We start from the raw sequence: 12686 nt of genomic DNA, 5'->3' as shown, positions 1-12686 counted from the left end.
TTTAGCAAACAACTCTGAATTTGAGAAAATTAAGGAATTAACTAGAGCAAAGACAAAATGAATTACAACCGGTTAGAACCTCATAAAAAAGATATTTTAATTATTGACGATACAGTAGATAATTTGCGAGTTTTATCCTTACTACTAACAAAGCATGGGTATAACGTTCGTAAAGCTTTGAATTGGCAAATGGCTCTAACTGCTTGTGAAACAGTATTACCCGATTTAATTTTGCTTGACATTATGATGCCAGAAGTAGATGGCTATAAAGTTTGTCAGCGTTTAAAAGCGAGTGATTTTACTGCTGATATTCCGGTGATTTTTATTAGTGCTTTGGATGACGTTTTTGACAAAGTAAAAGCTTTTGGGGCAGGAGGTGTAGACTATATTACCAAACCTTTTGAGTTTGAGGAAGTTTTGGTACGTGTCAAAAATCAACTAGCCTTGAAAACAGCGCGACTAGAAATATTGAACTTAAACACCGAACTAGAACAAAGAGTAAAACAGCGCACTGCTGAATTAGAAAAGGCTCTACAAAAAATTCAGGGAGAAGTTACTTTTCGGCAGCAATTGCAAAATAAACTACTGAATATAGCACTATATGATTCACTGACTGGATTGCCAAATCGAGTTTTGTTTATTAAGCGACTAGAAAAAGCTTTGAATCGTGCTCAACTAGAAGCTGATTTTCAGTTTGCCGTGTTGTTTTTAGATTGCGATCGCTTTAAACTTGTCAATGATTCTCTTGGTCATCTGGTAGGAGATGAATTACTCATAGCGATTGCCAATCGACTAGAACAATCTTTATTGCCTGTTGATACTTTAGCACGATTAGGCGGAGATGAATTTGGAATTATTCTCGAAAATTTAACAGATATCACCCAGGCAATTCAAGTTGCCGAGCATATTTTACAACAATTCTCACTAGCTTTTAAATTGTCTCGGTCTGAGGTATTTATAAATGCCAGTATTGGCATTAGTTGGGGCAATAGTGATTATAAAAAGTCAGAGTATTTGCTGAGAGATGCTGATACAGCAATGTATCGAGCTAAAGCTTTAGGAAAAGCCAGATATCACGTTTTTAACCCAGAAATGCATCACGAAGCTACCCAGCTTTTAGACTTAGAAAACGATTTGCGTAGAGCTGTAGAACGGCAAGAATTTATTGTTTACTACCAGCCAATTATTTCTTTAGTTACAGGCAAAATTTCAGGATTAGAAGCACTTGTGCGTTGGCAACATCCTACTCGCGGTTTGATTTATCCTACAGAGTTTATTTCGGTTGCCGAAGAAACAGGTTTGATTCATGCCATCAATATTTGGGTATTGCGAGCAGCTTGCGAGCAGCTAACTATTTGGCAAAATCACTCTGCGACACTAGAATCTCTAACTATCAGTGTGAATTTAAGTGTGCGCTTGTTTTCAGACCCGAAATTATTAGCACAAATTGACCAAATTATTCAAGAAACTAAAATAAATCCTGCTTGTCTGGAAATAGAAATTACAGAAAGTGTAATTATGGAAAATAGTCAGGCATTGAAAAAATTTTTACAACAATTAAGTGAACGAAAAATTAAGTTAGTTATGGATGACTTTGGTACAGGTTATTCATCGTTAAATTATTTGTATAGCTTCCCTTTTAATGTCTTAAAAATTGACCAATCCTTTATCAAACGTATACAGGAAAACAAAGAAAGCATGGGGTTAGTGCCAGCAATGCTCAGTATTGCCAACTCAATGGGGATGAGTGCGATCGCTGAAGGTGTAGAAACAACTTTTCAGTTAGCACAACTGAGAAATTTAAACTGTAATTTCGCTCAAGGATATCTATTTTCTCAAGCTCTACAACCAGAATTAGTTCTAGACTTCATCACCAATGCACCTCAATGGTAATACCAAGTATGAAAAAACAATGGGACAGATACATGTTTTCAACCCATGTGTAAATTAATTATGCGTTACCACAAACCTTGTAGAGACGCGAAATTGAACTTCGTCCCGCTTCGCTAACGCGTCTCTACATATTTTCCACTTTTGCATGTCTTATTAGTCTATGTCATTATTTTGACCCTTGAATGAGTGACCCTTGACACGGCAACGCAAAACTTTTTATTAACTAACGAGTACAATTTTCAGTCACATATAAGCATAATAGAGAAGTGACTGATCACATCAACCCTTTACGCTCCCTCAAAGAAGGTCACTGGTTTAAGCTCATCTGTGGCGCCAGTTTCCAACATCTGCCTGCGGTCAGTAGTTTAACATTAGCCTACACATTGGCTGGTGCTGACTGCATAGATGTCGCAGCTGATCCTGCGGTGATTGCAGCAGCACAATCCGCGCTACAAGTAGCCAAAGATTTAGCTGGGGATGCCGAAAAGCGAGGCTTTGCCTTTTTGCCAAAGTCGCCTTTGTTAATGGTCAGTTTAAACGATGGGGAAGACCCCCATTTCCGCAAAGCCGAGTTTAATTCGGCTGTTTGTCCTACAGACTGCGATAGACCATGTGAAAAGATTTGTCCAGTGCAAGCAATTGTATTTAACGGTATAAAAAACGACTTATCGGGAGTCGTATCGCAAAAATGTTACGGCTGCGGTCGTTGTTTACCAGCTTGCCCTTATGGTATAATTTATACAAGGTCGTATGTTTCCACTCCAGGAGCGATCGCACCATTAGTAATGTCAAGTGGGGTAGATGCCGTAGAAATCCATACAAAAGTAGGACGCTTAACAGAATTTAAACGATTGTGGCAAGCAATTTCACCGTGGGTAGATCGTCTCAAGGTAGTATCAATTAGTTGTCCAGATGGCGATGACTTAACTGACTACTTACACGCACTTGACGATCTGATTACTCCAATAAAGAGTGCCTTAATTTGGCAAACTGATGGTCGTCCGATGAGTGGAGATATTGGAGATGGCACCACTCACGCAGCAGTGAAATTAGCCCAAAAAGTTTTGGCAGCTAAATTACCCGGATATGTGCAGTTAGCAGGTGGCACTAACAGCTACACCGTTGCTAAGTTAAAAGCAATGGGACTGCTGAGGAAAGGGGGACAAGGAGACAAGGAGACAAGGAGACAAGGGGGACAAGGGGGACAAGGGGACAATTCTTTCTCCCCATTCCCCCCAACCCCACTTCGTGGGGACCCCAAAGCCCCCCATCCCCCCCTCTCCTTGTCTCCCCTCCCCTCCTCCTCCATATCCGGTATTGCATACGGCAGCTATGCCCGTGTACTACTGTCACCGATTCTTGAAAAGTTAGAAACTAAGGAGGTAAACAAAGCAAGTGTAAAACCAACTGTTCGCCTTGAAGAAGACGAAGTATTACTTTGGCAAGCTGTAGAGCTTGCTTATTCTCTCGTTTCCCAACTCAAGTCACAGCAGGAGCGCTAATAAAAGCGCGTTGTGGACACAAATCAAAAAAAAGTGTCCTATCTATCTCTAAAAACGTCACCATAGAAAGCATGACGATTACAGACGATCTCCAAAAGTTATTAGACATTGTGCCCCAAGACCTGCGTCAAATACTAGAGAGTCATCCCCGACGAGATAGTTTAGTTGAAGTAGTCTTGGATTTGGGTCGTCGCCCAGAAGCTCGTTTTCCTACTAGCGCCGAGTATCTGAGCGAAACACCCGTAACTCAAGAACAGATAGATGATTGTATCTCAAGAGTGGGAATTTTTGGCGGAGATAATCGGGCAGGAATTGAGCAAACTCTTCATCGGATTAGCGCCATCCGCAATCGCACCGGCAAAATTATCGGCTTAACTTGTCGCGTTGGTCGAGCGATATTCGGAACTATAGGCATGATCCGCGATTTGGTAGAAACTGGTAAATCGATTCTCATGCTGGGGCGTCCGGGCGTGGGTAAAACTACCGCATTACGGGAAATAGCTCGTGTATTGGCGGATGAGTTAGATAAGCGAGTGGTAATCATTGATACCTCTAACGAAATTGCTGGAGACGGTGACGTTGCCCATCCCGCTATTGGTCGAGCCAGACGAATGCAAGTGGCTCATCCCGAAAATCAGCATCAGGTGATGATTGAGGCAGTGGAAAACCATATGCCAGAAGTCATCGTTATTGATGAAATTGGTACAGAACTCGAAGCTCTGGCGGCACGTACTATTGCTGAACGCGGTGTACAGTTGGTAGGTACGGCACATGGCAACCAGATAGAAAACCTGATTAAAAATCCGACTTTATGTGATTTAGTTGGGGGTATCCAGGCTGTGACTTTGGGGGATGACGAAGCGAGAAGAAGGGGTAGTCAAAAGACTGTTTTGGAACGCAAAGCACCTCCTACTTTCGAGATTGCTGTGGAAATGCAAGAACGACAGCGTTGGGTAGTACACGAAAGCGTTGCGGATACGGTTGATAGTCTTCTGCGGGGTCGTCAGGCTAATCCGCAGACGAGAACCGTTGATGATAGTGGCAAGGTGGCGATCGCTCGACAGTTATCTGTAGTAAATGGTCGTGGTCTGCCGCAAGCTGTGGGTGAGGAATCTTTCGCATCAGCGCGACCCTCTAACGGCTGGCGTTCATCTGGACAAATGGTAGCACTACCTTTATTATCTCCTGAGCGAGAGCGGGTGAGTGGGCAAAGTGAATTTGACCGCTTATTAGATGAATCTTTCAATTACTCTGAGAGTATTGATTTTGCCACTCCCAGACTCCCAGGACCAAACGGTGAAGATTTGCCATTGCATATTTTCCCCTATGGTGTTAGTCGCCACCAGTTGGAACAGGTAATAAGTGTGTTAACTTTGCCGGTTGTATTGACAAAAGATATTGATAGTGCTGATGCAATTTTGGCACTGCGATCGCATGTCAAAAATCACGCCAAACTCAGGCAAATGGCGAAAGCTCGTCATGTACCGATTCACATGATTAAAGCCAGCACGATTCCCCAGATTACCCGTGGTTTGCGACGCTTGCTGAACATGGACGATCCGGAACTAGCTGATGACCGGGAATTGCAATTATTTCTCCATAGTGGTAGCGATGATGAAATGGATGCTTTAGAGGAAGCCAGACTTGCCGTAGAGCAAATTGTCATTCCCAAAGGGCAACCAGTAGAATTACTGCCACGTTCTGCCCAAGTGCGTAAAATGCAACACGAGTTGGTAGAACACTACCGCTTGAAGTCGCACAGCTTTGGGGATGAACCAAATCGGCGTCTACGGATTTATCCGGCGTAAACTCAGTTTCTACCCCCTTTCCTGCTTTGGAAAGGGGGATTTTATTTAGGTATGTTAGTGATTTATCAGGTTAATAGCTTGCTCTATATGGAGTTTTGCTTTGTGTAGGTTTAATAATCTCTCTTGGTCGTAGCGATCGCTATATGACATCCGTCTACCTTCCATTGTCATTTTAATCAATGCAGCTTGCTCAAGGGTGGGAGTTTCCATTTCATCAAGTGCAGTACCCAACGCTTGAAAGCTGGCAAAGGTGGGACTTTTTAATCCTCTCCCTTCCTTGATTTGTTGAATCGCTAGCACTGGAAAAGCCATTAAAGACGTAATCCAAGAGGTTTTATAAGCCAATACGCTTGGTGTTAACGTCAAAAACTTTAAACTGCGTAGGTTGGGTTGAGGAACGAAACCCAACATTTTCGGGGGGTTTGTTGGGTTTCACTTCGTTCAACCCAACCTACAATTATCCTTAACTGAACCGTATTGTTTTATAAGCTGGATTGCCTGTTGCCTTAATGCCGTAACGACTAGCTAAATCCTTTAACTGTTTCAGCGTTTTGATTTCCAGTTCAGAACGTGTAAACATGGAATTGTCCATTGGTTGATATTGATTAATGGATTTGGTGGCTACCAACTGTCCAGGGAGATAGCCACCAGTAATACTTTATTCACTCGCTTCCACATAGCTCAACTTATATTTACATTTCTACATAGATGCCTAACCCTAGGGGTAATCCTGAGAATCTAAAACCATTCACTACTAATAGAGAAGAACCATTAACTGAAAAAATCAACCTTCGCATTACCAAGTCAATGAAAGAAGAACTAGAGAAAAAGGAAAATCCACCGGAATTTTGTAGACAGGCTATTCGCAAAGCATTAGATGAAGAAAAAAATTCAGATGACGCTACAGAAGGTTAGTGAGTAGATAAAGTAAAAAATGATGAGTGATGTAGTGTTTATTTGCCGTGGAAAGTCGATAACCACTACCAAAAAATATACAATATGTCGTCTTATTGTTGATTGCTATTATTAACAAAACTTAAAATGCCTAACCCTCACGGGAACCCAGAAATTAAGAAATATGGTTTTAAAACGAACAGAGATGAACCGTTAATTGCAAAGCTAACCGTCAGAATTCCTCAATCTATGATGGATGAACTAAAAGCGTTAGAAAATTATCCTGAATTCGTCAGAGAAGCTATCCAAGATGCACTCTTAAAGTTAAAAAATGACAATACTACACAGGAGTAAAAAGACAAAGCATTTTACAAAGTGAAAAGCGATATAGTAATTTTAATAAAACTTAAAATGCCTAATCATGAGGAAAAGCCTTATTTAAAAAAACATCAATTCACCACTAATAGGGATGAACCTTTAACAGAGAGAATCGCTATCAGGGTTACTAAGTCAATGGCTGAACAAATCAAAGTTATTGATAACTACCCAGAGTTTTGCCGTCAAGCACTACAAGATGCTCTAGATAAGTTAGAGGAGATTACTGAGGACTAAAATGTATAAATTAAAAATGCAAATTTTTTAGTTAGACAAAGCATATATGAATCAACTAACTGTAGAACTACCTCCAAATATTTCCATTGAAGAAGCACGATTACTGCTTACTGTTAAACTATTTGAAACTGGAAAACTATCACTCGGACAAGCTGCAAAGTTAGCAGGTTTTTCTAAAAAAACATTTATAGAATTATTAGGCAAGATGGGGGTTCCGGTAATCGACTATCCGGCTGAGGAATTAGAACGGGAGATCAGTTTTTGAGCGAACAGACAGTTACTAACAGTACATGCCTGATTGGGTTAGAGCGTATTGGACGATTAGATATACTGCCTCAAGTATTCTCCACTGTCATGATACCGTTAGCTGTACAGGCTGAAGTCGGCTTATCCGCAGATTGGCTGAAAGTAAGAGCTGTTCAAAATATAGCAGTTGTTGCTACGCTGAAAACTCAGGTAGATGATGCAGAAGCTGAAGCAATAGCACTAGCAATGGAATTAGAAGATGTCTTGATCATCCTTGATGATAGAAATGCTCGGCGTATTGCTCAACAACTTAATTTAAAAGTAATCGGTACTGTGGGAATGCTGCTACGTGCTAAACAAAAGGGTGTGATTGCTGAGATTAAGCCACTACTAACTGCATTGTCACAAGCTGATTTTCGCATTTCAGCGTCTTTAGTTGAAAATGCTTTACGGCTTGCTGGAGAATTATGAGCTATGAAAGAAGAACTAGAGAAAAAGGAAAATCCGCCTGAATTTTAGTGTCCCTCAAGCGCTTGGGACTATCTGAATTTGATCGGAAACAACCCACGCTGCGTATTTTATCGCTTGTTGGACATCTTCGGCTTCTAGTTCTGGATAGGCTTCTAATATTTCTACCACGGACTTATCACTCGCTAGCATTTTGAGGATGACGCTGACGGTGATTCGCATCCCCCGAATCGTCGGTTGCCCCAAGCAAACGTTAGGATTAACCGTGATGCGATCAAGTTTTTCCATTTTTCCCGTGTGTAATTGCCTTGTGCTTATTATAGTGAAAAAGCCGACGGGAATGATAGTGAGGTAAAGCCGAAAAAATCATCGCTCCGGATAAATATGATTCCCACAGTCGTTGCACCCCACCCCGATCAGCCCCTCCCCGCAAGCGGGGAGGGGAGACAAAGCACAGCTTTGGCGGGGTGGGGTTCTGCGGAAAAGCGTAAGTAATCAAGCGGACATGATATGAAAGGAGGATTTTTTGACTATTTAGCAAGCTTCTAAATTGATAGGTGTTATTTTACTTAATATTTCAGACTCTTGTGCAGCATTCCAAAGGTCATATTTTTGCTGTAGATTTAACCAAAGTTCTGGGGTTGTTTGAAAAGCTTTTGCTAAACGTAGAGCCATAAGAGGTGAGACGCTAGCTTGTTCGTTAACAATTTCGGAAACTGTTTTACGTGAAACACCTAAAATCTCAGCAAGCTGAGTATTACTCATTTCTAAAGGTTCTAGATATTGACGTTTAATCAAAGCACCGGGGTGTCTTGGTTTTCTTTTAGTCATCATAATTAATTTCCTATAGGAATCATATTTGATTTCTGAAAAGACACGTAGGGTGTGTTAGCGGCGAGAGTACGACACCATTTTTACTGCATTATATTATGGGTCAGTCAGGCGATCGCATCGTGTCTCTACATTACCAAAAAACGAGTAAATCTCGTTGTCCCCACAGCATCCATACACCGCTAATAGCCATTGTTGCGAGTACTATTGAACGAAACTGTTGAGGATTTATCTGATTGAGAATATACTTGCCGAGAAAGTTAGCTGGTATGGCTACTAAACCAATGACTAAACCAATAGCGATAATCTGCGGTGATAATGCTCCAAATGCACCATAAGTCAATATCTTAACTAAGTGAATAATCACTACATGAGTTGCTTTAGTAGCAATCAACTCTTCTTTAACTAGACCATAATTTAAATAAAAAGCATTCAATACTGGACCTGTAGTCCCAATTAGTCCAGAGACAAAAGCTTTGACGAAACCGGCAGGTAAAATATACCAAGCTTTGACTTTAAATGTAGTTTCTTTTTGTTCTAATCCAAAGCCAAAAATACTAACTACCAAAAAAACGCCGATGAGTAACTGTAACCAATCTATATGAATTTGGGTGAAAGTATACGCACCGAGCATCGCTCCAAGAATACCGCCCGGAGCATACCATAATGTCAATTTCCAGTCAATATATCGCCAAAAAAGTCCGATGCGATGTGCATTTCCCAAAAACATACCGATAGTAATTATCGGTGGAACCGATGCGGCACCTTGAATTGAGTTAACTAGAGGTATGAGCATGAAAGGACTACCACCACCAGCTAGGGTGCTAATCAACCAAGCAAAAAAGCTGACTATTCCTAGAGAGAAAATAACCATTTAAATAAAATAAATAGGTAAAATTTCAAAGCGTTTATCTGCGGTTTCTTTATCTATTGCAGTTAATTGAAACCCGTTCTGGTGTAAGTTACTAGAATCACTCAGGTATCACAGGACTCATTGGATCGAGAGGGACAGAAAATACAAAATATATTACCCCTGCACCCAAAAGAAGCATAGTGAGGCTGAAAAGAATTACCCAGCGATCTGGTGGTTCATAGGTATCTTCATCAATATTATCGCGGACGGCGAAATAGTGTTGAGTTGAGAATAACACCGTCAATAGACCAACTAGAGCGAAAGTTAAACCTAACTTCCACCCCGCCCCAACATGTGGTATGAGTGGTGCTTGGAAGTGGCGAAGACGGACGATAACAACACCGAAACCCATCAGAGCGATCGCACTCCGCATCCATGCTAAGTAAGTGCGCTCATTTGCCAAGTGATCTCGCACTCGTGACGGATTTCTTAATTTTGACTTTTCTATATCTACATTTTTAGCTTTGAACAGCAAGCCCATGAGTAACACCCTAAATTTAATTCTAATTTTATATTTATAAATAAAATCAGCTTAAAATCCAAGTACTTTCACTAACTATTTTATCTTTGTGCGATCGCTTCGATCATAATGCTGATTTAATTCTATGGGAGATTGAGATATTACAGATTGATTAGTTCGGCGATTTTATTGTAAATTGGGATCAGGAATTGAAACTAACCAAAGCGGTAACTCTAATTTTTCTAAATAACTCAGACTAGCACGAAGTTGCTGCGGTCTACCCCACAAATCTAAGTCAAACCAGCCATCATCTTTGATGTCGGGATTTAGCAGCGCACTGGTGATATTGACTGTGAGCATATAATGAGAAACTAATTCGGAAATTATCGGTTTATGGTAATAGTTTTTCAAGATGCACACTTGCAAACGCACTCGATTTGTTTGAGCGATCGCATTATATATTGGTTCTTGTTTTAACAAAATTGATGCAGATTCTCTGTTAGTTAAATTGCTAACTAAATTAGGGAAAGGCTGAGTGTTTTGTGATTGAATCTGATTAGCGATCGCTAATTGCATCAAATCCACACCCAAGGAATGTAGGTAGGATAGCGAATAAGCCAATTCTCCGGGATTTCCGGAAAGTTCTAGGTCAAACCAGCCATCATCTTTACTGTCTGATGTCAGCGATGCTGCGGTAATATTGACAGTTAAATTATAGCGAGATACAAGCCGGGAAATTATCGGTTGTCTATTATACCGCTGGGGTATGCGAATCCGACTGTGGACTGGAGCAGGTTTTTCAAAGTTGCTGAAAGACATTGCATTCATAAACGATGATGAATTGCTTTTCTCGGTGGTTATTAAAATACGGTAATTTTATCGACTTGCCGTATTTGCTGTTGTAAAGGAATGTAGCACAAGAGAAACTAAAAAACAATCTCTTATAGGCTGAAACAGCGCAGATATAGTTGAAAATAGCAAATTCAGAAGGCAGAAGGCAGGAGGCAGAAGGCAACCCACCCTTACTCATAGTGGGATTGAAACAAGGACGTTTTATACCGTCCGTGCAAGCCATCTTGAGTATAATTATTTGTTTAAACTGGGCTTTAAACCCACAAAGTAAGTTTTAATTGATACTCCTAACATAAGTGCCTTCTGCCCTCGAACTTCTGCCTTTCTTGTAAGTGGTTGTGCAAAATTAAATATAAGTACCTTTCATATTTGCGGTGGGTGACGCTGGCTTGACAAAGCTAAATTGTTGTGTTAGGGAACCCATTTGTTATTTCGGCGATCGCAATTGTTATTTCGGCGTTCGCAATTGTTATTTCGGCGTTCGCAATTGTTATTTCGGCGTTCGCAATTGTTATTTCGGCGTTCGCATTTGTTATTTCGGCGTTCGCATTTGTTATTTCGGCGTTCGCGTTTGTTATTTCGGCGTTCGCATTTGTTATTTCGGCATGTCCATAACGCATCTTACAAAACTACTACTACAGGTTGCCGTAAATAAACCACCCATTCTCAATCGCTAACAAGCTTACTTCATATTACTTTTGAATGCGTGACTTTTGACTTTTGACTTCCAAAGAAGCGGTACTAGCTCTTTAATACGAATTGAAACACAGAGATGACAGCGAGAAAATATACAGGTATACTCACTTGATGAGCCAGTCCTTGGGAAACTTTAATCAAAGGGTAAATAATGAAACCAATTGCTAATGCCTCTGCAATCGAGTAAGTAAGAGGCATAGTTAGAAGAATTAGGAATGCTGCGATCGCTTCTGCTGGATCGTTCCAATTAATGTTTTGCACGCTACTTATCATCAAAAAACCCACCATAATCAATGCAGGAGCTGTTGCAAATGTAGGCACTGCTGCAAATAAGGGAGTAAATAACACAGAAAGCAAAAATAAAGCTGCTACAACTATAGACGTAAAACCAGTCCGTCCTCCTTCAGATATACCTGAGGCAGACTCGATATAAGTCGCACATGGGGAAGTACCCATAAATGCCCCAAAAGTTATGCCGATCGCACTTGCTAACAAAGATTTACTAGCGCGAGGCAATTCACCATTTTGATTAATGTAACCTGCTTGTTGTCCCAGACCTGTGAGTGCGCCAATGGTGTCGAAAGAAGTTACAAATAAAAGGGTAAGTGTGACAGATATAAAATTCCATATTTGCTTCGGTGTAAGGTAACTCAAGCCAGTGAATGCTTGGCTGGTCAAGTTTTGTGACCATTCAGGTAAGGCAATAATTTTTTCAGGATAAGGAGCAATGTTTAGTATCCAACCTAACAGCGCTGTAGCGAAAATTCCCCATAATATCGCTCCTTTAATATGACGTGCTACCAAAGTAGCGGTAAGCAATAGACCAAAAGCTGAGAGTAATGTAGCTGGTTGCCTGAAAGAGCCAATAGTTGTTAAGGTTGCTTTACTAGCAACAATAATACCTGCTCCCAGAGTGGGAGGTTGAGGAACACCAGAAAGACCAATGTAAGCGATGAATAAACCAATACCCGCGACGGTGGCATGTTTGAGGGAAGCTGGAATCGCTTTAATAATTTGGATATGGACATTGCATAAAATCAACGCAGTGAAAATTAAGCTTTCGATGAGGACAGATGCTAGCGCTAACCTCCATCATCTGCAAATCTAACACCACTGAAAAAGCAAAAAAAGCATTCAGACCCATTGCGGGAGCCACGGCAAAGGGATAATTAGACAATAGTCCCATTAGAGCAGTTGCGATCGCTGAAGAAATGGCTGTGGTAGTCACAAGCTGATTGAACAAATCACCAGGCTGATTGATAAATATAGCATTTGATAAGATTCTGGGATTCACAACCAAAATGTAAGCCATTGTCATAAAGGTTGTGACACCTGCTAGAACCTCTGTTCGGTAAGTTGTACCATTATGTTTAAATCTAAAAAATTGAGGAATTGAGGTAGTTAAAATATATTTTGGCGTAAATAATTTCATAAAGTTCTTAGTAATATTCGATTTTTCAATGCGTAATTCCTAGAGTGATTATTCACTGCAAATAAACAGATAAGCCCCT

17 protein-coding genes are annotated in these 12686 nt (G+C 40.7%); 8 read left to right on the top strand and 9 right to left on the bottom strand.

Translation table 11 applies throughout. The features are described from left to right. Nucleotides 1-57: 57 nt before the first annotated feature. The 3 genes from TOL9009_RS0125850 to TOL9009_RS0125840 all read left to right on the top strand — a co-directional run bounded on the left by TOL9009_RS0125850 (nucleotide 58) and on the right by TOL9009_RS0125840 (nucleotide 5203). The gene (locus TOL9009_RS0125850) at nucleotides 58-1893 is read left to right on the top strand and encodes a two-component system response regulator (RefSeq protein ID WP_029635874.1); all 1836 of its coding nucleotides are present in this window, start codon (nucleotides 58-60) and stop codon (nucleotides 1891-1893) included. Between the two features lie 266 nt (nucleotides 1894-2159). After that, complete coding sequence (ldpA, locus tag TOL9009_RS0125845; protein ID WP_029635872.1) at nucleotides 2160-3395, top strand: circadian clock protein LdpA; 1236 nt, start codon at nucleotides 2160-2162, stop codon at nucleotides 3393-3395. 71 nt (nucleotides 3396-3466) lie between these two features. After that, the gene (locus TOL9009_RS0125840; protein ID WP_029635871.1) at nucleotides 3467-5203 is read left to right on the top strand and encodes a R3H domain-containing nucleic acid-binding protein; all 1737 of its coding nucleotides are present in this window, start codon (nucleotides 3467-3469) and stop codon (nucleotides 5201-5203) included. Nucleotides 5204-5257: 54 nt separating this feature from the next. Here the strand turns inward: TOL9009_RS0125840 and TOL9009_RS40485 are convergent, their stop codons facing one another. Beyond that, entirely contained in the window at nucleotides 5258-5614 is a 357-nt protein-coding gene (locus tag TOL9009_RS40485) for a hypothetical protein (protein WP_038296586.1), read from the bottom strand. Between the two features lie 297 nt (nucleotides 5615-5911). On the opposite strand from TOL9009_RS40485, the gene TOL9009_RS0125830 reads away from it, so the two are divergent. The 5 genes from TOL9009_RS0125830 to TOL9009_RS0125810 all read left to right on the top strand — a co-directional run bounded on the left by TOL9009_RS0125830 (nucleotide 5912) and on the right by TOL9009_RS0125810 (nucleotide 7426). After that, the gene (locus tag TOL9009_RS0125830) at nucleotides 5912-6118 is read left to right on the top strand and encodes a ribbon-helix-helix domain-containing protein (RefSeq protein WP_029635870.1); all 207 of its coding nucleotides are present in this window, start codon (nucleotides 5912-5914) and stop codon (nucleotides 6116-6118) included. A 126-nt stretch (nucleotides 6119-6244) separates the two neighbouring features. After that, complete coding sequence (locus TOL9009_RS0125825) at nucleotides 6245-6451, top strand: ribbon-helix-helix domain-containing protein (RefSeq protein WP_029635868.1); 207 nt, start codon at nucleotides 6245-6247, stop codon at nucleotides 6449-6451. Nucleotides 6452-6508: 57 nt separating this feature from the next. Continuing rightward, nucleotides 6509-6709 (top strand): hypothetical protein, encoded by a 201-nt coding sequence (locus TOL9009_RS0125820; protein WP_029635866.1) that lies wholly within the window; start codon nucleotides 6509-6511, stop codon nucleotides 6707-6709. Nucleotides 6710-6755: 46 nt separating this feature from the next. Further along, entirely contained in the window at nucleotides 6756-6974 is a 219-nt protein-coding gene (locus tag TOL9009_RS0125815; protein WP_029635865.1) for a UPF0175 family protein, read from the top strand. Next, entirely contained in the window at nucleotides 6971-7426 is a 456-nt protein-coding gene (locus TOL9009_RS0125810) for a DUF3368 domain-containing protein (protein ID WP_029635863.1), read from the top strand. The genes TOL9009_RS0125815 and TOL9009_RS0125810 overlap by 4 nt, the downstream gene beginning before the upstream one ends. A 54-nt stretch (nucleotides 7427-7480) precedes the next feature. Here TOL9009_RS0125810 and TOL9009_RS0125805 read toward each other — a convergent pair whose 3' ends face one another. From TOL9009_RS0125805 to TOL9009_RS48535, 8 genes are all read right to left on the bottom strand, one after another. Continuing rightward, entirely contained in the window at nucleotides 7481-7711 is a 231-nt protein-coding gene (locus tag TOL9009_RS0125805) for a DUF433 domain-containing protein (protein WP_029635861.1), read from the bottom strand. 246 nt (nucleotides 7712-7957) lie between these two features. After that, a complete protein-coding gene (locus TOL9009_RS0125795; protein WP_029635859.1) occupies nucleotides 7958-8257 on the bottom strand; it encodes a HigA family addiction module antitoxin in 300 nt (99 codons plus the stop codon). A 130-nt stretch (nucleotides 8258-8387) separates the two neighbouring features. Continuing rightward, nucleotides 8388-9128: a sulfite exporter TauE/SafE family protein gene (locus tag TOL9009_RS0125790; RefSeq protein ID WP_029635858.1), complete on the bottom strand. Its 741-nt coding sequence runs from the start codon at nucleotides 9126-9128 to the stop codon at nucleotides 8388-8390. A gap of 97 nt (nucleotides 9129-9225) precedes the next feature. Next, complete coding sequence (locus TOL9009_RS0125785; protein ID WP_029635856.1) at nucleotides 9226-9648, bottom strand: YidH family protein; 423 nt, start codon at nucleotides 9646-9648, stop codon at nucleotides 9226-9228. Between the two features lie 165 nt (nucleotides 9649-9813). Then, entirely contained in the window at nucleotides 9814-10455 is a 642-nt protein-coding gene (locus TOL9009_RS0125780) for an NIL domain-containing protein (protein ID WP_029635854.1), read from the bottom strand. A 422-nt stretch (nucleotides 10456-10877) separates the two neighbouring features. Then, complete coding sequence (locus tag TOL9009_RS47760; protein WP_029635852.1) at nucleotides 10878-11099, bottom strand: hypothetical protein; 222 nt, start codon at nucleotides 11097-11099, stop codon at nucleotides 10878-10880. A 121-nt stretch (nucleotides 11100-11220) separates the two neighbouring features. Next, complete coding sequence (locus TOL9009_RS40480) at nucleotides 11221-12216, bottom strand: NCS2 family permease (protein ID WP_199341396.1); 996 nt, start codon at nucleotides 12214-12216, stop codon at nucleotides 11221-11223. Next, complete coding sequence (locus TOL9009_RS48535; RefSeq protein WP_199341393.1) at nucleotides 12182-12607, bottom strand: solute carrier family 23 protein; 426 nt, start codon at nucleotides 12605-12607, stop codon at nucleotides 12182-12184. The genes TOL9009_RS40480 and TOL9009_RS48535 overlap by 35 nt, the downstream gene beginning before the upstream one ends. Nucleotides 12608-12686: the final 79 nt, after the last annotated feature.

It is taken from the genome of [Scytonema hofmanni] UTEX 2349 (genome assembly GCF_000582685.1).
In the GTDB taxonomy this organism is placed as follows: Bacteria; Cyanobacteriota; Cyanobacteriia; order Cyanobacteriales; family Nostocaceae; genus Hassallia; species Hassallia hofmanni.
This window is presented reverse-complemented; position numbering and strand designations above follow the sequence as displayed.